This is a genomic window from Acidovorax sp. SUPP2825, from assembly GCF_030158995.1.
In the GTDB taxonomy this organism is placed as follows: Bacteria; Pseudomonadota; Gammaproteobacteria; order Burkholderiales; family Burkholderiaceae_C; genus Paracidovorax.
On the sequence record NZ_BQXK01000005.1, the window covers coordinates 122,694 to 146,999 of the forward strand.

A 24,306-nucleotide genomic window follows, 5' to 3' on the forward strand; every position below is an offset into this window, starting at 1 on the left:
CGCGCAGTGCCACGGGGGTCTCGCTGCCGCAGGCTATTTCTTCAGGGCTGCCACCTGGGCGCGCACCTGCGGGTACTGCGGATTGCGCGGATTGATCGCGATGGCGCGGTCCAGGTCCTTGAGGCTGTCGTCCAGGCGGCCGGCCGCGCGGTGGGCCATGGCCCGACCGTAGTACGCAGGCGCTGCGTTGGGGGTGCGCGCGATGATCTGGTCGAACAGCGCGATCGCCGCCTTCGCATCGCCCTTGCCCACCTGCGCCATGCCCAGGCCCAGCATCAGGCGCTGGTTGTTGGGGCTGGCCTTCATCAACGCGGTGAAATCGCTGATGGCATCGTCGTACCGCTGCGCGCCGATGGCGGCTTCGGCACGGCGCATGCGCATGGATTCGCGCATGCGCTCGACCTCCTTGTCGGTGATGCCTTCGGCTGCGCGGGTCATGCCCTGGGTGAAGGCGTCGTACGCCGCGGCGAATTGCCCCAGCGCGAAGGCGGACTCGCCCCGGTGGTAGTACAGCGGCAGGTCGTTGAAGCCCTGCTTTTCTGCTTCTGCGAAGGCCGCCAAGGCCTCGGTGTGCTTCTTTTGCTGCTGCAGGGCAACGCCGATATTGAAGCGGGCGGAGCCTTGCAGCGATCCCAGCGCCTCGGCGGTGGCAAAGCTCTTTTGGGCCTCGGCCACCGAGCCGCGATCAAGGTGGTATGCCCCGAGGTTCAAGAACGGACGCCAGCGGCCCACGGCGCTCGGCGATGCCTGCAGGTCGATCTTTTCGGCCGCATCGCCCCAGGCGGAGTAGTCGTCCCGCAGGGATTCCACCCGCTCGAATGCCAGCAGGCTGAACACCAGGCCCACCATGCAGCCCAGCACGTAAATGGTTTTCGGCTTGAAGCCGGTCAGCACGATGGCGACCAGCACCGGCACGGCGATGGCCCAGAGATAGCTGCGGTAGAGCACGAACGGGTCCTGCACCCACACGGTCGCGAACTCGGTCACGTACAGCAGCAGCGGGAACATCAGCGCCACGCCCACGAGGCTCAACGCCCCGCGGCGGCGCAGCACGGCCCAGAGCGCGGCGGCCCACAGCGCCACATAGCCGAAGATGCCCAGGATCTGCGGGAACGCAGCATACGACAGCGGGAACGCGGGCCGCAGGTCCACCGACATCCACATCACGTTGGGGAGGAACCATAGGAACCCGTAGGCAAAGAAGAGCGCCGCCTCGTTCATGATGCTGAGCGGGTACATGCGCTGCGTGATCCCGGGGCTCAGGCGCTCCAGCTGCTGGGCGAAGTCCAGCGAGCGCTGGTCGAAGAGCTTGCCGATGAATTCGCCGTAGATGCCGAAAAAGACCACCGCTGCCACTGCGATCAGCGCGGCGGATGCGCCAGCCAGCGTGGCGACCGTCTTCCAGCTCGGGCGGCGGACATGGATGTACAGCGGCACGCTCATCGCGGCGACCATGACCGCATGCTCCTTGGACAGCACCGCCGCCACGTAGCTCAGCAGGGCCAGGCCATACCAGAGCACGCCCCGGCCGGACAGGCCCCGCACGAAGCACCAGCACGCCAGCACCGAGAACAGCGTGGCCATGACGATGGAGCGCTGCACCAGGTAGGCCACGGCATACACCGCCATGGGATTGACCGCGAACAGTGCCACGCCCACCCGCACCGCCGCCTGTTGCGACAGGCCGAAATGGGGCTGCGATTCGAATTCCTCCGGGAAGCGCGTGCGGGCCAGCAGATCGCGCACCAGCGCATACAGCGCGGCCACCGTGGCCAGGTGCAGTGCAATGTTCACGAGCCGCTGCTTGCCCCAGCCGGGGCCGGCCAAGGAGTCCACCCAGATGAAGCTGCCATATGACAGCATCCGCTGCTTGAAGGTGAGCAGGCTGCCGTAGCTACCGAAGATCGCGCCGTCGGAAAGCCGCAGATCGTCGAACAGCAACGCATGGTTCCAGCCGGGCAGGTAGATGGCCAGCACGGCCGCCAGAACGGCGATGCCAAATACAGCAAGGGAAATGGACGGTTTGGCCATGGGCGGATAGAAAGCAGGTGGACGGGCGCAGCGGTGCGTGGCAGTGCGCGCAGGCAGCCGGGAAGTCTAAGCGATGGAATTTTCGCACCCGCTTGGCACCGCCGGATGCGGGGTGCCTCCAGGCCCGACCATTTTCCAGCCGCACGCAGGGGCTCGCAGCGGCCCGGTTTCAGTCCTGGACGGGCGCCGCCGGCCCGGGTTCCAGGCCCCGCAGCACCAGGTGGCAGAGCAATTCCTCCGCCTTGTCGTAGTCGCGCTCGGTCAGCGCGGGCTTGCCCAGCAGCAGCGCGAACTGGGCCTGCTGGTCGGCATAGGCCTGGGTCACGGACCAGATGATGAACATGAGGTGGGTGAAATTCACCTTGGCGATGCGGCCCTCGCGCGCCCAGCGCTCGAAGGTGCGCACATCGTTCTTGAGCACGGGGCCCACGCGTTCTGCGATCACGCCCGCGTAGCGCGGCGCACCGGCGATGACCTCCTTGGCGAACACCTTGGCGGCGTTCGGCCGCTCCAGCGACGAGCGCAGCTTGGCGCGGATGTAGCGGCGCAGCGCCTCGTGCGGATCATCGCCATGGGACATCTCTTCCATGCCGGCCAGCCACTGGTTGAGCACGTCGTCCAGCACGCGCAGGTACAGCGCCTCCTTGTTCGGAAAGTAGTACAGCAGGTTGTGGCGGCTCAGCCCGATGGCCGCGGCGATGCTCTCCAGCGACGCGCCCTCGAAACCGAACTGCGCAAACTGTGTCTCCGCCTCGGTGAGGATGGCCTGTTCCTTTTTGAGCCGCGAGGCGGTGGGCGGGCGCCCCGGGTCGGCGGGCGCTCCATCGGGCGCGGGGGGCTGCAGGGCGGTGCGCGTTCGCACAGGTGCGGGGCGGGAGGGCTTGGGCGAAGGGCTCATTTGCACCATTGTGGAACGACTGCGGGGTGTTTTCGCTGGCACGGTGTTTGCACTAGGGGATTTTACCGATTGGTAAATTTTTACTGATTGGTAAATTGAAAACCAGCAGGGCACGGCACCGCCGAAGACACCTGCACCACGACAGCGAGGCCCCCCGATGAAACCTCTGCAGACTGTTCCGATGTGCGGCCGCCCGGCCGCCTGCGCCTGGCCCTGCCAACGCCGCAAGCGCCACGCCCACGCGCCCCGCCGCGTTCGCGCGCCCCTCTCCCGTCCCTGATCTCCCGTCCCTGACCCTTCGCCCCGAGGACTCCCGATGGAAACGACCGCAAGCCGCGCGTGCGGCATTCATGCCGCACGCCTGAACCTGGCCGACTACGCCGTGAACTTCGGCGACGCGCATCCGCCGCTCACCAAGGCGCAGGCTCTGGTGGAGGCCGAGCGCTGCTACTACTGCTTCGATGCGCCGTGCGCCACGGCGTGCCCGACCGGCATCGACATTCCCGCGTTCATCCACCGCGTCGCCCAGGGCAACGACCGCGGCGCGGCCCGCGCCATTCTCGAGGCCAACCCGCTCGGCGGCATGTGCGCCCGCGTCTGCCCGACCGAGGTGCTGTGCGAGCAGGCCTGCGTGCGCAACTCGCATGACGACAAACCGGTGGAGATCGGCGCGCTGCAGCGCCACGCCACCGATGCGTACTTTGCCGACCCGGGCGCGCCCCTGTTCACCCGCGCCGCGCCCACGGGCCGCCGGGTGGCCGTGGTGGGCGCGGGGCCCGCGGGGCTGGCCTGCGCCCATGGCCTCGCGGTGCGCGGGCACGACGTGGTGCTGTTCGAGGCACGCCCCAAGCTGGGCGGCTTGAACGAATACGGCCTGGCCAGCTACAAGACCACGGGCGGCTTCGCGCAAAAGGAAATCGAATGGCTGTTGTCCATCGGCGGCATCGAGGTGCGCTGCAACCAGGTGCTGGGCCGCGATGCCACGGTGGACAGCCTGCTTCAGGCCTACGACGCGGTGTTCCTGGGTTTGGGCCTGGCGGGCGTCAATGCGCTGGGCATCGCCGAGCCGCAGGTCGAGGGGCTGCGCAACGCGGTCGATTTCATTGCCGACGTGCGCCAGGCGCAGGACCTTTCGACCGTCCCCGTGGGCCGGCGCGTGGTCGTGATCGGCGGCGGCATGACGGCCGTGGACGCCGCCGTGCAGGCACGAAAACTGGGCGCCGAAGATGTGACGATCGTCTATCGCCGCGGTGCCGACGGCATGTCCGCCTCCGCCGTGGAGCAGCGCTGGGCGCAGACGAACGGCGTGGCCATCCGCCACTGGGCGGCGCCGAAGGAACTGGTCAGCGAAGGCGGGGTGGTGCGTGGCATGCGGTTCGCGGCCACAGCCCTGGCGGGTGGGCGGCTCGTGGACACGGGCGAAGCCTTCACGCTGGAGGCCGACATGGTGCTCAAGGCCATCGGCCAGAGCTACCTGCCCGAGCATGCAGGTCCCACGGTGGCCCTGCAGGGCGGGCGCATCGCCACCGACGACATGGGCCGCACCAGCGTGGCGCGGCTTTGGGCCGGCGGGGACTGCCGTGCCGGCGGGCGCGACCTCACGGTCGAGGCGGTCGAGCACGGCAAGGTGGCCGCCCTCTCCATCAGCGAGGCGCTGCGCGGCTGACGGCCGGCGCCTTCTCCCTCCAACACCCCGTACCCCCGGAGCATTTCCCATGGCAGACATCCGCAGCCGCTTTCTCGGCATCGAGAGCCCCAACCCGTTCTGGCTGGCCTCCGCACCGCCCACCGACAAGGAAATCAACGTCACCCGCGCCTTCGAGGCGGGCTGGGGCGGCGTGGTCTGGAAGACGCTGGGCGAAGACCCGCACGTGGTCAACGTCAACGGCCCGCGCTATGCCACGCTGATGTCGCAGGACCGCCGCGTGATCGGGCTCAACAACATCGAGCTCATCACCGACCGCCCATTGCAGACCAACCTGGACGAAATCCGCCGCGTCAAACGCAACTGGCCCGACCGCGCAATGATCGTCTCGCTCATGGTGCCCTGCGTGGAAGAAAGCTGGAAGCGCATCCTGCCCATGGTGGAGGACGTTGGGGCCGACGGCATCGAGCTGAACTTCGGCTGCCCGCACGGCATGAGCGAGCGCGGCATGGGCGCCGCCGTGGGCCAGGTGCCCGAGTACATCCAGATGGTGACGGCCTGGTGCAAGCACTACAGCCGGCTGCCGGTGATCGTGAAGCTCACGCCCAACATCACCGACGTGCGCCAGCCCGCCCGCGCAGCCAAGGCCGGCGGGGCCGATGCGGTGTCGCTCATCAACACCATCAACTCCATCATGGGCGTGGACCTGGAGCGCATGGCCATGAGTCCCAGCACCGGCGGCCTGGGCTCGCACGGCGGCTATTGCGGCCCGGCGGTCAAGCCCATCGCGCTCAACATGGTGGCCGAGATCGCGCGCGACGCGCAGACCGCCGGCCTGCCCATCAGCGGCATCGGCGGCATCTCCACCTGGCGCGATGCGGCCGAGTACATCGCCCTGGGCTGCGGCACCGTGCAGGTGTGCACGGCGGCCATGGTGTACGGCTTCAAGATCGTGAAGGACATGTGCGACGGGCTGTCCAATTTCATGGACGCGCACGGCTACCACACCCTCGACGACTTCCGCGGCCAGGCCGTGCCGACGGTCAAGGACTGGAAGCAGCTGGACCTGAACCACATCGACAAGGCCGTGATCGATCAGGATTCGTGCATCCAGTGCGGCCGTTGCCATGTGGTGTGCGAAGACACGTCGCACCAGGCCATCACCTTCACCAAGGAAGGCGGCGTGCGCTTGTTCGAGGTGAACGAGGCCGAATGCGTGGGCTGCAACCTGTGCGTGTCGATCTGCCCCGTGCCCGAATGCATCACGCTGCGCAGCCTCGCGCCCGGCGAGGTCGATGCGCGCACCGGCAAGGTGGTGACGGGCGAGTACGCCAACTGGACCATGCACCCCAACAACCCGCAGCGCGTGGCCGCCTGAGCCGCGCTGCCGCGGCCCATTGCCCGCGCTGGTGCCCACCTTCGCGCCCGCCTTCCGCCTGCCAGCCTGTCTGCAACGTCTCGGAGACCGCCCCATGAAGACCCTGCATGCCCCCGGTGCCAGCAACGAACTGTGGAACGACGACCTGGCGCCCACCCAGCCGCACCAGCGCACCTGGCGCTGGTACCACTTCGCGGCCCTGTGGGTGGGCATGGTGATGTGCATTCCCGCCTACACGCTGGCCGCCAGCCTGATCGACAGCGGCATGTCGTGGGGACAGGCGGTGGGCACGGTGTTCCTGGGCAACCTGATCGTGCTGGTGCCCATGCTGCTCATCGGCCACGCAGGTGCCAAGTACGGCATTCCCTACGCGGTGCTGGCGCGCGCCTCGTTCGGCACGCGCGGCGCCAAGCTGCCGGCGCTGCTGCGCGCACTGGTGGCCTGCGGCTGGTACGGCATCCAGACCTGGTTCGGCGGCATGATGATCTACACGCTGGCCGGCGTGCTCCTCGGGCACCCCCTGGAGGGCGACAAGATCGCGGGGCTGGGCATCAACCTGGGCCAGCTGGTGTGCTTCCTGGTGTTCTGGGCCATCCAGTTCTATTTCGTGGTGCACGGCATCGAGTCCATCCGCAAGCTCGAAACGTGGACGGCGCCGATCAAGATCGTCATCTGCTTTCTTCTGCTGTGGTGGGCGTATGACAAGGCGGGCGGTTTCGGGCCCATCCTGGACCAGCCCTCGCAGTTCGCGCCCGGCGGCAAGAAGGCGGGGCAGTTCAGCGCCGTGTTCTGGCCGTCGCTGACCGCCATGGTGGGCTTCTGGGCCACGCTGGCGCTCAACATTCCCGACTTCACGCGGTTCGCCCGGTCGCAGCGCGATCAGGTGGTGGGCCAGGCCATCGGCCTGCCCGTGCCCATGGGACTGCTGGCCGCGCTGGCGGTGTTCGTCACCTCGGCCACGGTGGTCATTTACGGCAAGGCGCTGTGGGACCCGGTGGACCTGGCCAGCCGCATGACGGGCGCGGCCGTGCTGATCGCGCTCATCATCCTGCTGATCGACACCGTCAGCGTGAACCTGGCCGCCAACCTCGTGGGACCGGCGTACGACTTCTCCGCGCTGAGCCCGTCGCGCATCAGCTACCGCGTGGGCGGCTACATCACCGTGGGCATCGCCATCGCGATGATGCCGTGGAAGATCCTCGAATCGACCCAGGGCTACATCTTCACCTGGCTCATCGGCTACTCGGCGCTGCTGGGGCCGGTGGCCGGCATCCTGATGGTGGACTACTACCTGGTGCGCCGCACCGAGCTGGACGTGGCCGCGCTGTACGAAGAGCGCGGCGCCTACCGCTACCGCGGCGGCTGGAATGCGGTGGCCGTGGTGGCCTTCGTGCTGGGCGTGGCGCCCAACATTCCCGGCTTTCTGAACGCGGCATTCCCCGCCACCTTCCCCGGTGTGGGCGAGGTGTTCAAGCAGATCTATGCCTATGCCTGGTTCATCGGCCTGGCCATTGCCGCCGTGGTGTACCGCCTCGGCATGGCCGGCCAGACGCACCCGGCACCCACTCCGCTGCGCCGCGCCTGAGCACGGCGGCCACCCCTTCATCTTTCAGGAGACCTGCCATGAGCCCGACCCCTTCCAACGCCGTGCTGATCCGCGGCGGCACCGTGGTGCATGCCGACCGCGAGGAGCGCGCCGACGTGCTGTGCGTGGACGGCCGCATCGCCGCCGTGGGCCCCGATGTGGCGGGCGAAGCGCCTGCCGGTGCCGAGACGCTGGATGCGAGCGGCCAGTACGTGCTGCCGGGCGGCATCGATCCGCACACGCACATGCAGCTCCCCTTCATGGGCACCGTCACCATGGACGATTTCTTCACCGGCACGGCGGCGGGCCTGGCGGGCGGCACCACCAGCATCATCGACTTCGTGATCCCCGACCCGCAGGAGCCCATGATGGACGCCTACCGCAAATGGCGCGGCTGGGCCGAAAAATCGGCCGCCGACTATGGCTTTCACGTGGCCGTCACCTGGTGGAGCGAGCAGGTGCGGGCCGACATGGGCACGCTGGTGAAGGAAGAGGGCGTCAACAGCTTCAAGCACTTCATGGCCTACAAGAACGCCATCATGTGCGACGACGAAACCCTGGTGAACAGCTTCAAGCGTGCGCTGGAGCTGGGCGCCATGCCCACCGTGCACGCCGAGAACGGCGAACTCGTCTACCTGCTGCAGCAGGAGGTGGCCAAGATGGGCATCACCGGTCCCGAGGGCCATCCGCTGGCCCGCCCGCCCATGGTGGAGGCCGAGGCGGCCAACCGCGCCATCGCCATCGCCGACGTGCTGGGGGTGCCCATCTACGTGGTCCACGTCAGCTGCGCCGAAGCGGCCGAGGCCATCGCCCGCGCCCGCGCCCGGGGGCAACGCGTGTTCGGCGAAGTGCTGGCCGGCCACCTGCTGATCGACGACAGCGTGTACCGCGACCCGGACTTCGCCACCGCCGCCGCCCACGTGATGAGCCCGCCGTTCCGCCCCCGCTCGGGCGGTCACCAGGAGGCGCTGTGGCGCGGCCTGCAATCGGGCCAGTTGCACACCACGGCCACCGACCACTGCACCTTCTGCGCCGCGCAGAAAGCCATGGGCCGCGACAACTTCGCCAAGATCCCCAACGGCACGGGCGGCGTGGAAGAGCGCATGGCCGCCATCTGGGACGGCGGCGTGAACACCGGGCGGCTCACGCCCTCGGAGTTCGTCGCCATCACCTCCACCAATGCGGCCAAACTCTTCAACATCTACCCGCGCAAAGGCTTCGTCGGCGCCGGGGCCGATGCCGACCTGGTGCTATGGGACCCGCAAGGCACGAAGACGTTTTCCGCGAAGACGCAGCACAGCAAGGGCGACTTCAACATCTTCGAGGGCCGCACCGTGCGCGGCATTCCCAGCCACACCATCAGCCAGGGGCGCGTGGTGTTCGCCAACGGCGACCTGCGCGCCGAGCCGGGCCGGGGCCGCTACATCAAGCGCCCCGCGTTCGGCCCCCAGTTCCAGGCCGTGCAAAAGCGCGCGCAGGACCTCGCCCCCACGGCGGTCGCCCGCTGACGGCCGCCCCCCGCATCCGGAGAACACCATGGACACGACCACCCGAACCGACATCAGCCACCTGCGCGTCAACGGCGAGCGCCTGTGGGATTCCCTCATGGAGCTGGCGCAGATCGGTGCCACGCCCAAGGGCGGCGTCTGCCGCCTCACCCTCACCGACCTGGACAAGCAGGGCCGCGACCTTGTCACCCGCTGGGCGCGCGAGGCCGGCATGACCGTCACCATCGACCAGATCGGCAACGGCTTCATGCGCCGCCCTGGGCGCAATAACAACCTTCCGCCCATAGTGACCGGCAGCCACATCGACACCCAGCCCACGGGCGGCAAGTTCGACGGCAACTACGGCGTGCTGGCCGGCATCGAGGTGGTGCGCACGCTGAACGACCATGGCATCGAGACCGAGGCGCCGATCGAGGTGGCCTTCTGGACCAACGAGGAAGGCAGCCGCTTCGTGCCCGTGATGATGGGCTCGGGCGTGTTCGCCAAGGCCTTCACCCTGGAGCATGCCTACGCCGCCACCGATACCGAAGGCAAGACAGTGAAGGGCGAGCTCGAGCGCATCGGCTACGTGGGCGATCAGGTGCCCGGCGACCACCCCATCGGCGCGTATTTCGAGACCCACATCGAGCAGGGCCCGGTGCTGGAGGACCACGAAAAGACCATCGGCGTGGTGACGGGCGTGCTCGGCATCCGCTGGTACGACTGCACCGTGACCGGCATGGAGGCCCATGCCGGCCCCACGCCCATGGCGTTGCGCAAGGATGCGCTGCAGGTCGCCACGCGCCTCATGCAGGAGGTGGTGGCCTGCGCGCACCGCCACCCGCCGCACGGGCGTGGCACGGTGGGCATGGTGCAGGTGCACCCCAACAGCCGCAACGTGATCCCCGGCCAGGTCAAGTTCAGCATCGACCTGCGCAACGCCACTGACGCCGATTGCGAAAGCATGGACCGCGACATCCGCGACGTGGCCGCCCGCCTCAGCGCCGAAACCGGCCTGCCGATCCAGATCGACCTGGTGTCCAGCTACCCCGCGCAGGTGTTCCACCCCGACTGCGTGGACGCGGTGGGCCGGGCGGCCGTCAGCCTGGGCTACAGCCACATGCCGGCCGTTTCGGGCGCGGGGCACGACGCGGTCTACATGGCACGCCTGGCGCCTGCGGGCATGGTCTTCATTCCGTGCAAGGACGGCATCAGCCACAACGAGATCGAAGACGCCCAACCCGAGCACATCACCGCCGGCTGCAACGTGCTGCTGCATGCCATGCTGGAACGCGCCGGCACCTGAATGGTGCAGGACCGGGGCGGCGGCCTGCCGCCGTGTTACAGCAACCCTCCCCCGGTGGGGTTGTGGCAGGCCCCTGCAGCGCATAACGTTCAACGCTTTGCTTGAAGCCATGCCTTCCATGACGACACCGAACCGGCCCGATGGGCGCGCTGCTCCCGCCTTCTTCCCTTCCACCCCCGCCCGCGCGACCCTCGTGGCCGCCACCGTGGTGGCCGCGCTGGCCCTGGCCGGCTGCGAGACCACGAACATGCGCATGGGCAGCCCCGATGCCAAGACCGTGGCCACAGGCAGCGCGGCCGGTGGCGCCACCGAAGGCGCCAGCAGCGAGCTGGAGCGCTGCGAATCGCCGCTGGGCACCGTCTCGCTGATCGAGAACCAGCAGGCCGGCTGGTACACCATCCTGCGCAACGAATACCGCCTGCCGCCCACGGCCAACCTGCTGCGCCTGCTGGTGCAGCAGTCCAACTGCTTCGTCGTGATCGAGCGCGGCGCGGCCGGCATGACGGCCATGGACCGCGAGCGCGCCATCATGCAGTCGGGCGAAATGCGCGGCGGCAGCAACTTCGGCAAGGGCCAGATGGTCGCCTCCGACTACGGCCTGTCCCCGGAAATCGTGTTCAACAACGACAACGCCGGCGGCGCCTCCGCATCGCTGGGCGGCCTGCTGGGCGGGCGCGCGGGCGGCCTGCTGGGTGCGCTGGGCGGCAGCCTGAACACCAAGGAAGCGAGCGCATTGCTCACCCTCATCGACCACCGCTCCGGCGTGCAGGTGGCAGCCTCCGAAGGCAGCGCCTCCAAGACCGATTTCGGCGCCGTGGGCCAGCTGTTCGGCGGCTCGGGCGGAGCACGCCTGGGCGGCTACAGCAACACGGCCGAAGGCAAGGTGATCGCCGCGGCCTTCATGGACGCCTTCAACCAGATGGTGCGTTCGCTGCGCAGCTACAAGGCCCAGTCGGTCAAGGGCCAGGGCCTGGGCGGCGGCGGGCGCCTGGGGGTGGATGGCGGCGCCGCGCCGTCGCAGACCTCGGCGCCGCGCGCGCAGCCCGTGTCGGCGGCCACCGGCGGCCTGTCGCTGCGCGATGCGCAAGCCAAGCTGAACGCCCTGGGGCACGACACCGGCACGCCCGACGGTGCCATGGGCGCCAAGACGGCGGCCGCCCTGCGTGCCTTCCAGAAGGAGCGCGGCCTGCCCATCACCGGCCGGCTCGATGCCGCCACCGCGGCCCAGTTGAGCCAGTAACGGCTGCCGGACGGCTGCCGGCTTCGAGGCGGTCGTCCGTGCCCGCTGGGGGCGGGCGGCCAGCCCCTAACCGGCGCCGTGCGCGCCGGTTAGGTTCAGGAAGTGGTCCAGCATGTGGAAGTGGTCCTCGAAGAAGGCCTCTTCCATGGCCGCCAGATCCGCGACCGGTATCCACTGCACCTGCATGGCGTCGTCGTCGGCCTGCACGGCAGGGAAGGGTGCATCGCCCAGGTCGAAGTAGTGGGCGTGCGTGATGGTGCGCCCGCGCTGGCTGCGGTCGGGGTGGTCGAAGACGGCCGTGGCGCGCAGTGCGCGGCGCAGGGTGGCGTCGGGCACGTCGCAGTGCGTCTCTTCGGCCAGCTCGCGCAGGCACGACTGCCACAGCGTCTCGCGCTGCTCGATGAAGCCGCCCGGCATGGCCAACTGGCCCTTGCCCGGGGCGTGCGCGCGGCGGATGACGAGCACGTGGTCCTGGCAGCGCAGCACCGCGTCCACCGTGACGAACACCGGCGGGTAAGGCGCCTGCGCCCACGATTCGCGGTAGCTGCGCAGCACGCGCCATTCTTCCTGCAGCGCCGCGTAGTGCGGCTGCCGGGCGAATACGTCCAAAAATTCGAGCGTGCTGGCCGGCATCTGGTCGGCCAGGGGGCCGAGCGCCGTCAGTACGCCCTGCGGCGCCGCGCCGAAGTACGCGTCGCGGATGGCGGTGGCATCGATGGTGCCCTGCCTGTCCATGGGGATCAGCGACCAGCCGGGGAAGGCGTCCAGGTAGCTGCTGGTCGCGTCCTTGAAATGGCCGACCAGGCCGATGCGCGCATCGGGCAGCACGTGCGTGGACACGGCGCGCAACACCGCCGCCACCCACAGGGCCTCGTTGTAGTGATCGCGCACGGGCAGCACGGTCAGCCGGGCCCGGTCGGCCTCGGGCAGGGCATTGCGCAGCATGGCTTCGCGCTCGGCCCAGGTGAACGGGTTCTTGGGCGATCGGGCCTGCCAGGCCGAGCCCATGACCACGATCACGTTGTTGGCGCTGTCCAGCGCGCGCTGCAAAAGGGCCAGATGGCCGTTGTGGACGGGCTCGAAGCGGCCGATGTAGATGGCGGTGTCGTACATGTGTGTTCCGGTTGGGCGCCCCGCGCCGTGAGCGGCGCCGTCGGGGCTGCTGGGAATGTAGCCGGGCGGGCCGGGCCGGGCGGCGGGCGCTGCGAATGCACCGACCGCTCCGCATGGGTCACCGCGCGGCCGGATCCATGGGATTGCTATAAAAATAATAGCTATATGCCCTAGTAATGATTGCGCTGGGGGCATTTTTGATGCAAACCTCTCTGTGGCGCAGGCCACCGCCTCACACATACCGCGCCGCAATCGGCATCTGCCGCCCGGTGCCGAAGGCCTTGGCCCGCACACGCACGATGGGCGGGGCCTGGCGCCGCTTGTATTCGCTGCGAGCCACCAGCATGCGCACGCGGTGCGCCAGGGCCCGGCCGTCCGCGCTGGCCTGCAGCTGGCGCGCGAAGGCCTGGGCGTTGGCGTATTCGGCGCGCGACAGGCCCTCGCCTTCGATGAGCAGCTTGAGGATCTCGTCCAGCACGGGGTAGGGCGGCAGGCTGTCGTCGTCCTTCTGGCCGGGAGCGAGCTCGGCCGAGGGCGGCTTGTCGATGATGGCCTGGGGAATGATCTCGCGCCCCGCGTTCTCGTTCACGTGGCGCGACAGCTCGAACACCTCGGTCTTGTACAGGTCGCCCAGCAGGCCCAGGCCGCCGTTGGTGTCGCCGTACAGCGTGCAGTAGCCCACCGAGATTTCCGACTTGTTGCCGGTGGTGAGCAGCAGGTGGCCGAAGGCGTTGGAATACTCCATCAGCGTCGTGCCGCGGATGCGGGCCTGCACGTTCTCCAGCGGCAGGCCGCGCAGCGGCTGCCCGAAGCTCGTCTCGAACTGTGCGGAAAAGCCCGCCACCAGGTCCGCGATGGGATGGGTGTGCAGCACCACGCCCAGGTTGCGGCACAGCTGCACCGAATCGTCCACCGAGCCGCTGGACGAAAACCGCGAGGGCATGGTGATGCCCACCACGTTCTGCGGCCCCAGCGCTTCGGCCGCCAGCGCCAGCGTGAGCGCGCTGTCGATGCCGCCCGAGCTGCCCACCACCGCCTGGGTGAATCCGCAGCGGCGCGCATAGTCCCGCAGGCCCAGCACGATCTGCTGGCGGTAGAACGCCATGGTGGGCAGGCCCTCGCGCGGCACGGGCGGCAGGTCGGTGCCGTCCAGCCGGGCGAAGTGGCCGTTGTCCAGCAGCTGCACGGTGGACACGTCCTCCTCGAAGCGGCGCGACTCGAAGACAACGCCGTCCTCGGGCTCGACCGCGAAGGAGGCGCCGTCATAGACCAGCTGGTCGTGCCCGCCCACCTGGTTCACGTAGACGATGGGCAGGCCGTGCCGCCGCGCCGCATCGCCGAACACCTGGTGGCGCAGCTCTCGCTTGCCGATGTGGCTGGGGCTGGCGTTGATGCTCACCACCAGATCGGGCGCGGCATCGGCCATGCGCTGGAAGGGGTTGGTCTGGTAGTCGGCGCCGCTGTCGTTCCAGCCGTCCTCGCACACGATGAACCCCACCTGCGAGGTGCCGATGCGCAGCACCTTGGCCACGTCCGGGCCGGGCTCGAAATGGCGGCGCTCGTCGAAGACGTTGTAGGTGGGCAGCAGCTGCTTGGCATACGACAGCCGCACCTCGCCCGCCCGCAGCACCCGCAGCGCATTCAGCAGCCGCTTGCCCGGCCCCGGCGTGCGCACCGGCATGCCGACCACCCAGTGCAGCGCGGGCAGGCCGGCCGATGCCTCGCACAGCCGGGCCAGGCCCGCGTCCAGGCGTTCGAGAAAGGCGGGCTCCTCCAGCAGGTCGCCCGGGTAGTAGCCGCACAGCGACAGCTCGGAGAACACCACGAGGTCGGACTGCGCGGCCGCGGCCTCCTGCGCGGCGGCGATCATGCGCTCGACGTTGCCTTCGATGTCGCCCACGGTGAGGTTCAACTGGGCCAGGGTGATGCGGAGCATGGGGTCTTTCCTTTCTGTCTTTCTTCTTCAAGCGGCGATGGTTCGGTGGCGGGGCGGCGGCGTGCCGCGGCACCTCATGGCGGTGGCACGTTGAACACCTGCCGCAGGTAGGCCAGGTAGGTTTCGTCGTCGCACAGCGTCTTGCCCGGGCTGTCCGAGAGCTTGGCCACCGGCTGGCCGTTGGCGTGGGTGATCTTCATCACGATGTTGAGCGGCGCCACGCCCATGTCGTTGGTGAGCTGCGTGCCGATGCCGAAGCCCAGTTGTACCCGGTCGCTGAAATGGCGGTGCAGCGACAGCGCCTTGTCCACGTTCAGCCCGTCCGAGAACACGAGCCGCTTGGTGTGCGCGTCGATGCGCAGGCGGGCGTAGTGCGCCAGCGCCTTCTCGCCCCAGGCCACCGGGTCGCCCGAATCGTGGCGCAGGCCGTCGAACAGCTTGGCGAAGTACAGGTCGAAGTCGGCCAGGAAGGCATCCATGCCCACCGTGTCGGTCAGCGCGATCCCGAGGTCGCCCCGGTACTCCTGCACCCAGTCCTCCAGCGCGGCTTTTTGAAAATCGCGCAGCCGCACGCCCAGGGCCTGGTAGGTCTGCAAATACTCGTGCGCCATGGTGCCGATGGGCACCAGGTTCAGGTCGCGCGCCAGCATCACGTTGGAGGTGCCCTTGAACCACTGCGGCGCCTGCTGTGCGAAGGCTTGCACCACCTCGCGCTGCCACGCACCGCTGTAGCGCCGGCGCAGCCCGAAGTCGAACATCTCGAACGGGTGCGTGCGCTCGGACTCGCCCGAGAGCGCCTGCACGTGCGCGATCTTGTCCGCCAGCCGGCGGCGCCCCTCGGCCAGCGCCGCGGCCGGATCGAAGCGGCGGAAATACAGCTCGTTCACGATCGCCAGCACGAAGATCTCGAACCCCATCACATGCACCTGCGGGCCGCGCGCCACGATGTGCAGGTCGCCGCCCTCGGCCCGTGCCTCGATGAACGCGCGCTGGAACTGGAACAGACGCAGAAAGTCCACGAAGTCGCTTTTGATGAAGCGCAGGCCGGCCAGGTAATCCAGCTCGCCCCGGGAAAACCGCAGCGTGCACAGCGCGTCCAGCGCCGCGTTCACTTCGTCGAGCAACTCGGCCAGCGGATAGGCCGGCCGGTTGCGACAGACGAAGCGGTATTCGGCCTGCGTCTGCGGGTGGCCGTGCAGCAGCGCCTGCCACATCGTGAATTTGTAGAGGTCGGTATCGAGCAGGCTGGTGATGACGGGTTGCATGGCGTTTGCTATTGTTTTAGGAGTGAATGCCGGGATGGAATATGCGCTAGAGGCGGATTTCATCGCTGCGCGCCAGTTGCGCTCCCTGGGCCTGCAGGGCGTCCAGAAAGTCCTGCTGCTGCGCCCCGAAACCGGCCACGGGCGCCATGCAGTCGGTCAGCAGCACGAGGCGGTCGGCCCGCCAGCCCGGCTGCAGCCGGGGCAGGTGCTGCACGATGTGCTCGGTGGTGGCGCGCACGCAGTGGCTGCCGGCCTCGCCCGCGATGACGAGGCGGTCCGCTGCGCCCAGCGACTGGAGCAGCCGGGTGTTGAGCCGCGTGGCGGGGTCGTCGGCATAGGGCACCTCGGCCTCGATGGCGCTGTAGTGCTCGGTCCAGGGGTTGGTGCCCTTGAACACGGGGTGCACCGCGCGTTGGCGCTGTGCCTGCCACGCGCCGCAGGCGGCCAGCACGTCGGCATGCACGCCGTGGCCCCAGCTGCCGATCTCGCAGTGCACGGGCCACACCATCAGCGTGTAGCGCCCTTGTGCCTCCAGCGCGTCCAGGTAGGCCAACACGCGGGGCAGGGCTGCGGCATCGCGCGGGGCGAACGCGCCGGCGCGCACCTGCGCCGCGGTGATGGTCGTGAACGGGGCGGCCTCGCCGCCGTCGCCCTGGCGCCAGAACGGGGGGTGCGCCACGTCGTAGCGCTGGTGCGAGTCGAGCGTGACGGTGATCGCCTCCAGCGCCTGGCCATGTCGCCGGATGAAGGCGGCCAGGCGCTGCATGTCGGCATGGGCGCCGGGCACGGGCAAGGCGGGGGCGATGGGCTGGCCGGTGAGCGGGTGCGCCGGCTGCCAATCGGTGGGCAGGTCGCAGAAATCGTTCTGGGGGTCGATCACCAGCAACTGGGTCGTCATGGAGCGGTTCATGGATCGGGTCATGGTGCAAGGTCCTCGGTGCGATGGGTGCAGTCTATTCCTGTTAGTTTGATTTTGCAACTAAGTAAATCGCAAGGCATTGTCACGAAATGAAAAGCCGGCCGAAGTGGCTTGATGGGTGGCATCGGCATTCCGGGAGTGGTAGGCTCGTTCGTCCAATCCTGCACATAACCACCCCCTTGATGTCCTCCGCCGCTTCGCCCGCCGTCATCTGCACCGTGGATACCGTGCTGCTCACGCTGCAGGGCGGCGCCCTCCACGCACTGCTCGTGCGCCGCGACAAGGCCCCCTATGCCGGCGCGTGGGCTTTGCCGGGGGGCTACATCCACGCGCAGGACGATGCCGATGCCCAGGCCAGCGCCGCGCGCGTGCTGCGCGAGAAGGCCGGATTGCAAAGCCCTTACCTGGAGCAGCTCGCCACGTTCTCGGGCCTGGCGCGCGACCCGAGGGGCTGGTCGCTGGCGGTGGCGTATTGCGCGCTCGTGCCTGGCGAGGCGCTCCAGGGCATCCCGCCCCGGCAGGGCGTGAAGCTGGTGCCGGTCGATGCCTTGCCACCCCTGCCGTTCGACCACCGCGCCATGGTGGATGCGGCGCTGGCGCGCGTGCGCAGCAAGAGCCTGTATTCCTCGCTGCCCGTGCACCTGTGCGGCGACGCATTCACCCTGCCGCAACTGCAGGCGGTGTATGAGGCGGTGCTGGGCGAGCCGCTCAACAAGGTGAGCTTTCGCCGCAAGATGGACGAGCTGGACATGCTCGAACCCGTGCCCGGCCTAGTGCAGGGCGGCGCCCACCGGCCCGCGCAGATGTACCGCCTGCGCCCCGCGTTCCGCAAGGCCCTGGCACTGTCGTCCCGCGCGCTCTGAACAGAAAAAAGCCCCTTTCGGGGCTTGGGGGGGAACGGCGCGAGACGCATCTCAGGCGGCGACCGCCTTGGCTTCGTCGTAGGTTTGCAGGTACTGCTTCGCCAGTTCGGTCTTCTGCTTTTCGGTGAGCAGCTTGCCAGCCATCTGGAAGAACCGGTGTTCCTCTTCCTCCAGATGGTGCCGCACCTTCTCACCCAGCTTTTTGGCCACTGCCAGCCACGCGGAGCTGCCGGGGTCGGCCGCCTCCAGGTCTTCGACCAGTTCGTCCAGCGCATGGTGTTCCGCGATGGCGTGGCGCGACAGGTCGATGCCGGCATCGTGCTCCATGAGCGGTCGGTAGAAGTGGCGGTCTTCGGCCAATTCATGGGCCGCCAGTTCGCGCTTGAGCTCGATGAACCGCTCGTGCCGCTCCGGGGTGTCGCCGCTGGTGGCCTCCACCTTGCGGACCATGTCGCGCTGCCGCTCGTGGCTTTCGCGCAGGGCTTCGAAGATGTTCATGCGCGGTGCCCCTTACTTGAGGGCCTTGCGTGCCGCGCCGATGCCCAGCACGGCCAGCACGACGAACACCACGGCGATCACCAGGAAGATGAAGAACAGGATCTTCGCGATGCCGGCAGCGCCCGCGGCGACCCCGGTGAACCCCAGCGCGCCGGCGATGAGGGAAATGATGGCGAAAACGATGGCGTACTTCAGCATGGCAGAGCTCCTAGAAAAGTCAGTGCATGCACTGGATGGTGGATGCAAGGACGATAAGTGCCATGGAAGCGCCCCACCCGTCGGCCGGGGCGGGGCATGGGCGTAGGAGGGGGCCGATGCGGTGGGCGCCTGCCGTTCGCGCGGCGGCATTGCCCCGCCGGCAGGGCGCCGCCCTGGCGCCCTCAGGGGCTCAGCGCCCGGCGGCCGCCTGCAGCGCTGCGGCCTTGCCGGTCTTCTGGTGAAGGCCCGCCCTGCGGGCCTTCACATCGCTGCGCGATATGGGCCGTCGCCGAAGGCGTTGCCAAACCACGCAGAAACCACGCGGATCGCGTGGCGGGCTTATCGTCCCGCAGCCGCCCGCAATGCCGCTGCCTTGTCGGTTTTTTCCCAGGTGAACTCGGGCTCTTCGCGGCCGAAGTGGCCGTAGGCGGCGGTCTTTTCGTAGATGGGACGCAGCAGGTCGAGCATCTGGATGATGCCCTTGGGGCGCAGGTCGAAGTGCTCCTGCACCAGCTTGGCGATCTGGTCGTCCGGGATCACGCCCGTGCCTTCGGTATACACCGTCACGTTCATGGGGCGGGCCACGCCGATGGCGTAGGCCACCTGGATCTGGCACTGGCGCGCCAGGCCTGCGGCGACGATGTTCTTGGCCACGTAGCGCGCGGCGTAGGCGGCCGAGCGGTCCACCTTCGTCGGGTCCTTGCCGCTGAACGCGCCGCCGCCGTGGGGGCAGGCGCCGCCGTAGGTGTCCACGATGATCTTGCGGCCGGTCAGGCCGCAATCGCCTTGCGGGCCGCCGATGACGAAGCGGCCGGTGGGGTTGATCAGGTACTTGGTGTCCTGAAGCCACTCGCTGGGCAGCACGGGCTTGATGATTTCCTCGATGATGGCTTCGGTGAAGCTGGCCTTCATCTTGGTGGAGGTCTCACTCTGGTCGGGGTGGTGCTGGGTGGAGAGCACCACCGTGTCGATGCTGTGGGGCTTGCCGTCCACGTAGCGCATCGTGACCTGGCTCTTGGCGTCGGGCCGCAGGAAGGGCAGGCGCCCGTCCTTGCGCAACTGGGCCTGGCGCTCGACCAGGCGGTGGGCGTAGTAGATGGGCGCGGGCATCAGCTCGGGCGTTTCGTCGCAGGCGTAGCCGAACATCAGGCCCTGGTCGCCGGCACCGGTGTTCAGGTGGTCGTCGCTCGCCTGGTCCACGCCCTGGGCGATGTCGTTGCTCTGCTTGTCGTAGGCCACCAGCACCGCACAGCCCTTGTAATCGATGCCGTAGTCGGTGTTGTCGTAGCCGATGCGCTTGATGGTGTCGCGCGCGATCTGGATGTAGTCCACATGCGCGTTGGTGGTGATCTCGCCCGCCAGCACCACCAGCCCGGTGTTGGTGAGGGTCTCGGCCGCCACGCGGCTGCGGGGGTCCTGCTTGAAGATCGCGTCGAGAATCGCGTCGGAAATCTGGTCGGCGACCTTGTCGGGGTGGCCTTCCGAGACGGATTCGGAGGTGAAAAGGAAATCGTTCGCCATTTGAATAAACTCCTGTGTTCCGGCATTTTGGGCGTTGCCCTCAGCCTTGGGAGCTTTGGCGAACGCTTTAGCAGATTTGTTTTACGTCGCCCTGCAAGTTGCTCATTTAACTCAGCGACCGCGCCATTTTAATGCCAACCCTTTTCCGTTTCCTTTCGCGGCTTCCGCTCTGGCTCGCCCATGCCCTCGGCGCGGCCGCGGGCTGGCTGGTTTTCTGCCTCTCGCCCACCTACCGGCGGCGCTTTCGCGAGAACGCGGCGCGGGCCGGCTATTCGTTCGGCCAGGTGCGTGCGGCCGTGGGCCACGCCGGCCGCATGGCGGCCGAACTGCCCCGCCTGTGGCTTCGCGAGCAGACGCCGTGCCGCATCGAGAACGCCGCCGTGGTCGAGCGGGCCTGGGAAGCGGGCAAGGGCATCGTCTTTCTCACGCCGCACCTGGGCTGCTTCGAGCTGTCGGTGCAGGCCGCGGCCCAGCGCTGGGCCGCCGAGCGCGGACCCATCACCATCCTGTACCGCCCCGCGCGCCAGCCCTGGCTGGCCGGCGTGATGGCCACCGCGCGCAACCGCCCCGGCATCCGCGCGGTGCCCACGGCGCTGACGGGCGTGCGCCAGATGATCAAGGCGCTGCGCCGCGGCGAGGCCGTGGGCCTGCTGCCCGACCAGGTCCCGCCGCAAGGCCAGGGCGTGTGGTCGCCGTTCTTCGGCCGCGAGGCCTACACCATGACCCTGGCCGCGCGGCTGGCGCAGCAGACGGGCGCGGCCGTGGTGCTGGCGCGCTGCGAGCGGCTGGGCGCCGGCCGCGGCTATGTCTTGCATTTCGAGGAGTTGTCCGTGCCCCTGTCCGAAGACCTTGACGCGGCCGTGCTGCAGATCAACCAGGCGATGGAGCGCACCATCCGCCAGAGCCCCGACCAGTACCTGTGGGGCTATGCCCGCTACAAGCAGCCGCGGGCCGAAGCGCACGCCGCGGGGGCCGCGGCATGACGGGCCGCATGAACGTGTGGCTGATGGGCGTGTTGGCCCGCCTGCCGCTGCCGGTGCTGCGCGGCCTGGGCTGGGCGATCGGCCAGGTGCTCTACCTGCTGGCCGCGCCGCGCCGCAAGGTGGCGCTGCGCAATCTGGAGCTGTGCTTTCCCGATGCGTCCCCCGCCCAGCGGCGCGCCTGGGCCCGCGAGACCTTCGTGCGCTTTTGCCAGACCTGGCTGGACCGCAGCTGGCTGTGGATGGCGCCGCGCGCGGTGGTCGAAAAGCGGCTCACCATCCACGGAGCGCTGCACGAGCTGGACGGCGACGCGCCCACCATCATCTTCGCGCCGCATTTCCTCGGCATGGATGCGGCGGGCACGGCGCTCACCCTGCAGACCGACCGGGCCTTCACCTCGATCTTCACGCCGCACCCGGACCCGGCCGTGGACGCCTGGCTGTTCGCGGGCCGCCAGCGCTTCGGCAACGTGCGCATGCTCAACCGGGGCGACGGCGTCAAGCCCATCCTGAGCGGGCTGCGCAAGGGCGGGCTGCTCTATTTGCTGCCCGACATGGATTTCGGCCCCAGCGAGTCGGTCTTCGTGCCGTTCTACGGCGTGCGCGCGGCGACGATTCCCTCTCTTTCGCGTTTCGCCCGCCTGGGCCGCGCCAAGGTCGTGCCGCTGGTGGGGCGCCTGACCCCCACCGGCTACAGCGCCGAGATGATGCCGGCCTGGGAAAACTTCCCGACCGAGGACGCCGAAGCCGACACGGCCCGCATGAACCGCGAGCTGCAGCAGTGGATCGACACCATGCCGGGCCAGTACTACTGGGTGCACAAGCGCTTCAAGTCGCGCCCGGACGGCGAGCCGTCGGTGTACCAAAAATAAAAGCAATTTGTAGCCGAATCGTTGCCATGCCGGCGTTTTGATTGCCTGTATTGCTATTGATTTTGTAGCGTTCCAGGCGTCAGGCTTTCGGTGATGGCCTGGATCACCGCCGCCGGCTGCTCGTGCACGATCCAGTGCGAGGCGCCCGGCACCTCGGTGCGGGTGAGCGAAGGCACCCATTGCGCGAGCCCCTGCAGCAGCCCCGGCAGCAGGGCCGGGTCTTGCAGGCCCCAGACCACCCGCGTGGGCACGTTCACGGTGAGCATCGAGTCCGGCAGGGTGAGCGCGCTGGCTGCGGCATCGCCTTCGCGCGGCGGGCGCAGGGGGCTGGCGCGGTAGTAGTTGCACGGGCCGGTGAGGCCGCCGTTCCAGGTGGCGCGGTACTGGCCGCGCACCTCGGGTGTGAGCCACTCGGGCGCGGCGCCGTCCGGCCGGTCGAAGAAACCGAACAGGCGCCTGAAGTCGTCCGCCGCAAGCAGCGCCTCGGCGTCCGGACGGCAGAGAAAGTGCATGTACTGGCTGGCCGCCTGCTGGGCCGGGTTGTTCTGCAGCTCGCGCAGGAACGTGCCCGGATGCGGCGAATTGACGATCACCAGCCGCTGCATCAACTCAGGCCGCTGGTTGGCCAGGTTCCAGGCCACTGCGCCGCCCCAGTCGTGCGCGATCAGCGCGGCCAGGGGCTGCGAGTCGCCGCATTCGGCCGCGATCAGGGCCGTGATGTCCTGCACCAGGTGCTTGGCGCGGTAGGCGGCCACGTCCGGCGGGGCGCTCGACGGCGCGAAGCCGCGCAGCCAGGGCGCCACGCAGCGGTACCCGCCGTGGGCCGGGTCGGCGAAGTGCTCCTGCAGCGCATCCCAGATGAAGGCGCCTTCGGGAAACCCGTGCAGGAACAGCAGCACCGGGCGGCCGCGCTCGCCGCGGGTGCGGCAGTGCAGCGTGGTGCCGTGGGGCAGGGCGTGCGCAATGGTGTCGATCATGGTGCTCTGCCTTGGATCGCAGCCCGCGCATGACCTGTCTGCGCGGGCGCCTAGTTGTCTTCCGAATCCTCGTCCAGGGGCGCCTCTTCGGTGCCGTCCTGCGCCTCGGGCGACGGGCCGGCCACCGGGTGGGACCACTGCCACAGCAGTTGCGCCACCTCGTCCACCCCTTGCTTCTTGAGGGCCGAGAACATCTTGACCTCGCCGCCGCCGGCCTGCAGTCGCGTGATGGACAGCGCCTTGGCCTGCTCGGCGCGGGTGAGCTTGTCGGCCTTGGTGAGCAGCACCAGGAACTTCAGGCCCGCCTCGACGCGGTGGCGCACGGCCTCCAGCAGCGCTTCGTCCAGCTCGGTCAGGCCCAGGCGCGGGTCGCACAGCAGCACGATGCCGGTCAGGCTCTGGCGGGTGACCAGGTAGCTCAGCATCACCTGCTGCCAGCGGATCTTGTCCGAGCGCGACACGGCGGCGTAGCCGTAGCCGGGCAGGTCGGCCAGCACCGCGTCGGTCACGCCCTGCTTGCCCAGCGAGAACAGATTGATGTGCTGCGTGCGCCCGGGCTTCTTGGAGGCGAAGGCCAGCTGCTTTTGCTGCGTGAGCGTGTTGATGCAGGTGGACTTGCCGGCGTTGGAGCGGCCGACGAAGGCGATCTCGGGCACCTCGATGGGGGGCAGGTGGTGCAGTTGCGCCGCCGTCGTCAGGAACCGCGTGGTGTGCATCCACCCCATGGCGACTTTGGCGTCCGGTGCGGGCGGGAGGGAGCCAGCAACTGGCGCATGTGATGTAGTCGTCATAACGGGGGTTACCAAGGATAGAGGGCCAGGGGGTCGCATTGTAGAATCGCGCCGTTTTGCGCCCATAACACAAGAACCCTCGATATGAAGAAATTGCTTGCTCCCATGCTGATGGCTGCCGTGCTGGCAGTTGCTGCTTTCCCGGCTTTATCGCAGGGGCACGCCCCTGCCGCAGCGGCGCAAAAACCGGCCAAGCCGGACCTGGTCAAGGGCGAAGCCACCTTCACCGCCGTGTGCGTGGCCTGCCACGCGGCCGATGGCAACTCCGCCATCGCCATCAACCCCAAGCTGGCCCAGCAGCACCCCGAATACCTCGTCAAGCAGTTGCAGGAGTTCAAGTCCGGCAAGCGCAACAACCCCGTCATGAAGGGCTTCGCCTCGGCCCTGTCCGATGACGACATGCGCAACATCGCCTGGTGGGTGGCGTCCAAGCAGGCCAAGCCGGGCTTCGCCAAGGACAAGGAACTCGTCGCCCTGGGCGAGCGCATCTACCGCGGCGGCATCGCCGACCGCAACATCGCCGCCTGCGCCGGCTGCCACAGCCCCAACGGCGCGGGCATTCCGGTGCAGTACCCCCGCCTGTCGGGCCAGCACGCCGACTACACCGCCGCGCAGCTCGTCGCCTTCCGCGACGGCGTGCGCAGCAACAGCCTGCAGATGACGCAGGTCGCCGCCAAGCTCAACGACCGCGAGATCAAGGCCGTCGCCGACTACATCGCTGGCCTGCGTTGACTTCGGGATCAATCCCCCGGGCCGGCCACCGTGCCGCGCCCCTGAACCAACCGCCGATAATCACACCCAAG

General features: G+C 68.6%; 21 protein-coding genes. 10 read left to right on the top strand and 11 right to left on the bottom strand.

What is annotated here, in order from left to right; genetic code table 11:
* Positions 1-33 precede the first annotated feature (33 nt).
* Both AVAK2825_RS08375 and AVAK2825_RS08380 read right to left on the bottom strand, forming a co-directional pair.
* A complete protein-coding gene (locus AVAK2825_RS08375; RefSeq protein WP_284396592.1) occupies positions 34-2,031 on the bottom strand; it encodes a tetratricopeptide repeat protein in 1,998 nt (665 codons plus the stop codon).
* A gap of 169 nt (positions 2,032-2,200) precedes the next feature.
* Complete coding sequence (locus AVAK2825_RS08380) at positions 2,201-2,929, bottom strand: TetR/AcrR family transcriptional regulator (protein WP_372588160.1); 729 nt, start codon at positions 2,927-2,929, stop codon at positions 2,201-2,203.
* Positions 2,930-3,245: 316 nt separating this feature from the next.
* Here AVAK2825_RS08380 and AVAK2825_RS08385 point away from each other — a divergent pair, with 316 nt between their 5' ends.
* The 6 genes from AVAK2825_RS08385 to AVAK2825_RS08410 all read left to right on the top strand — a co-directional run bounded on the left by AVAK2825_RS08385 (position 3,246) and on the right by AVAK2825_RS08410 (position 11,570).
* Positions 3,246-4,595, top strand: a complete 1,350-nt coding sequence (locus tag AVAK2825_RS08385) for an NAD(P)-dependent oxidoreductase (RefSeq protein WP_284396597.1) — start codon at positions 3,246-3,248, stop codon at positions 4,593-4,595.
* Between the two features lie 49 nt (positions 4,596-4,644).
* Positions 4,645-5,952, top strand: a complete 1,308-nt coding sequence (preA, locus tag AVAK2825_RS08390) for an NAD-dependent dihydropyrimidine dehydrogenase subunit PreA (protein ID WP_284396600.1) — start codon at positions 4,645-4,647, stop codon at positions 5,950-5,952.
* A 94-nt stretch (positions 5,953-6,046) separates the two neighbouring features.
* Positions 6,047-7,537 (top strand): NCS1 family nucleobase:cation symporter-1, encoded by a 1,491-nt coding sequence (locus tag AVAK2825_RS08395; RefSeq protein WP_284396603.1) that lies wholly within the window; start codon positions 6,047-6,049, stop codon positions 7,535-7,537.
* A 38-nt stretch (positions 7,538-7,575) separates the two neighbouring features.
* Positions 7,576-9,045, top strand: a complete 1,470-nt coding sequence (gene hydA / locus AVAK2825_RS08400) for a dihydropyrimidinase (RefSeq protein WP_284396605.1) — start codon at positions 7,576-7,578, stop codon at positions 9,043-9,045.
* A 28-nt stretch (positions 9,046-9,073) separates the two neighbouring features.
* Positions 9,074-10,330: a Zn-dependent hydrolase gene (locus tag AVAK2825_RS08405; protein WP_284396608.1), complete on the top strand. Its 1,257-nt coding sequence runs from the start codon at positions 9,074-9,076 to the stop codon at positions 10,328-10,330.
* Between the two features lie 118 nt (positions 10,331-10,448).
* Positions 10,449-11,570: a peptidoglycan-binding domain-containing protein gene (locus AVAK2825_RS08410; protein ID WP_284396614.1), complete on the top strand. Its 1,122-nt coding sequence runs from the start codon at positions 10,449-10,451 to the stop codon at positions 11,568-11,570.
* A 66-nt stretch (positions 11,571-11,636) separates the two neighbouring features.
* Here the strand turns inward: AVAK2825_RS08410 and AVAK2825_RS08415 are convergent, their stop codons facing one another.
* The 4 genes from AVAK2825_RS08415 to AVAK2825_RS08430 form a co-directional block, all read right to left on the bottom strand.
* Positions 11,637-12,683: a bifunctional nicotinamide-nucleotide adenylyltransferase/Nudix hydroxylase gene (locus tag AVAK2825_RS08415; RefSeq protein WP_284396615.1), complete on the bottom strand. Its 1,047-nt coding sequence runs from the start codon at positions 12,681-12,683 to the stop codon at positions 11,637-11,639.
* Between the two features lie 232 nt (positions 12,684-12,915).
* Entirely contained in the window at positions 12,916-14,619 is a 1,704-nt protein-coding gene (locus tag AVAK2825_RS08420) for an NAD+ synthase (protein ID WP_284396616.1), read from the bottom strand.
* 74 nt (positions 14,620-14,693) lie between these two features.
* Positions 14,694-15,884, bottom strand: a complete 1,191-nt coding sequence (gene pncB / locus AVAK2825_RS08425; protein ID WP_284396618.1) for a nicotinate phosphoribosyltransferase — start codon at positions 15,882-15,884, stop codon at positions 14,694-14,696.
* A 46-nt stretch (positions 15,885-15,930) separates the two neighbouring features.
* Complete coding sequence (locus tag AVAK2825_RS08430; RefSeq protein ID WP_284396621.1) at positions 15,931-16,806, bottom strand: cysteine hydrolase family protein; 876 nt, start codon at positions 16,804-16,806, stop codon at positions 15,931-15,933.
* A gap of 179 nt (positions 16,807-16,985) precedes the next feature.
* On the opposite strand from AVAK2825_RS08430, the gene AVAK2825_RS08435 reads away from it, so the two are divergent.
* Positions 16,986-17,666: an NUDIX hydrolase gene (locus AVAK2825_RS08435; protein WP_284396623.1), complete on the top strand. Its 681-nt coding sequence runs from the start codon at positions 16,986-16,988 to the stop codon at positions 17,664-17,666.
* 51 nt (positions 17,667-17,717) lie between these two features.
* Here the strand turns inward: AVAK2825_RS08435 and AVAK2825_RS08440 are convergent, their stop codons facing one another.
* The 3 genes from AVAK2825_RS08440 to metK form a co-directional block, all read right to left on the bottom strand.
* Positions 17,718-18,164, bottom strand: coding sequence for a hemerythrin domain-containing protein (locus AVAK2825_RS08440; protein WP_284396625.1), 447 nt, complete (start codon positions 18,162-18,164; stop codon positions 17,718-17,720).
* A gap of 12 nt (positions 18,165-18,176) precedes the next feature.
* Positions 18,177-18,362 carry a DUF1328 family protein gene (locus tag AVAK2825_RS08445; RefSeq protein WP_272567532.1) on the bottom strand — a complete coding sequence of 62 codons (186 nt, stop codon included), beginning with the start codon at positions 18,360-18,362 and terminating at the stop codon, positions 18,177-18,179.
* Positions 18,363-18,701: 339 nt separating this feature from the next.
* Positions 18,702-19,883 carry a methionine adenosyltransferase gene (metK, locus tag AVAK2825_RS08450; protein WP_284396627.1) on the bottom strand — a complete coding sequence of 394 codons (1,182 nt, stop codon included), beginning with the start codon at positions 19,881-19,883 and terminating at the stop codon, positions 18,702-18,704.
* A gap of 131 nt (positions 19,884-20,014) precedes the next feature.
* Here metK and AVAK2825_RS08455 point away from each other — a divergent pair, with 131 nt between their 5' ends.
* Complete coding sequence (locus tag AVAK2825_RS08455) at positions 20,015-20,866, top strand: lysophospholipid acyltransferase family protein (protein ID WP_284396629.1); 852 nt, start codon at positions 20,015-20,017, stop codon at positions 20,864-20,866.
* Positions 20,863-21,735 (top strand): lysophospholipid acyltransferase family protein, encoded by an 873-nt coding sequence (locus tag AVAK2825_RS08460; RefSeq protein WP_284396631.1) that lies wholly within the window; start codon positions 20,863-20,865, stop codon positions 21,733-21,735. Before AVAK2825_RS08455 ends, AVAK2825_RS08460 begins: the two co-directional genes overlap by 4 nt.
* Positions 21,736-21,788: 53 nt before the next feature.
* Here the strand turns inward: AVAK2825_RS08460 and AVAK2825_RS08465 are convergent, their stop codons facing one another.
* Both AVAK2825_RS08465 and yihA read right to left on the bottom strand, forming a co-directional pair.
* Positions 21,789-22,712 (bottom strand): alpha/beta fold hydrolase, encoded by a 924-nt coding sequence (locus AVAK2825_RS08465; RefSeq protein WP_284396633.1) that lies wholly within the window; start codon positions 22,710-22,712, stop codon positions 21,789-21,791.
* 50 nt (positions 22,713-22,762) lie between these two features.
* Positions 22,763-23,503, bottom strand: coding sequence for a ribosome biogenesis GTP-binding protein YihA/YsxC (gene yihA / locus AVAK2825_RS08470; protein WP_272567539.1), 741 nt, complete (start codon positions 23,501-23,503; stop codon positions 22,763-22,765).
* A gap of 84 nt (positions 23,504-23,587) precedes the next feature.
* On the opposite strand from yihA, the gene AVAK2825_RS08475 reads away from it, so the two are divergent.
* Positions 23,588-24,235, top strand: coding sequence for a c-type cytochrome (locus tag AVAK2825_RS08475; protein ID WP_284396640.1), 648 nt, complete (start codon positions 23,588-23,590; stop codon positions 24,233-24,235).
* Positions 24,236-24,306 lie beyond the last annotated feature (71 nt).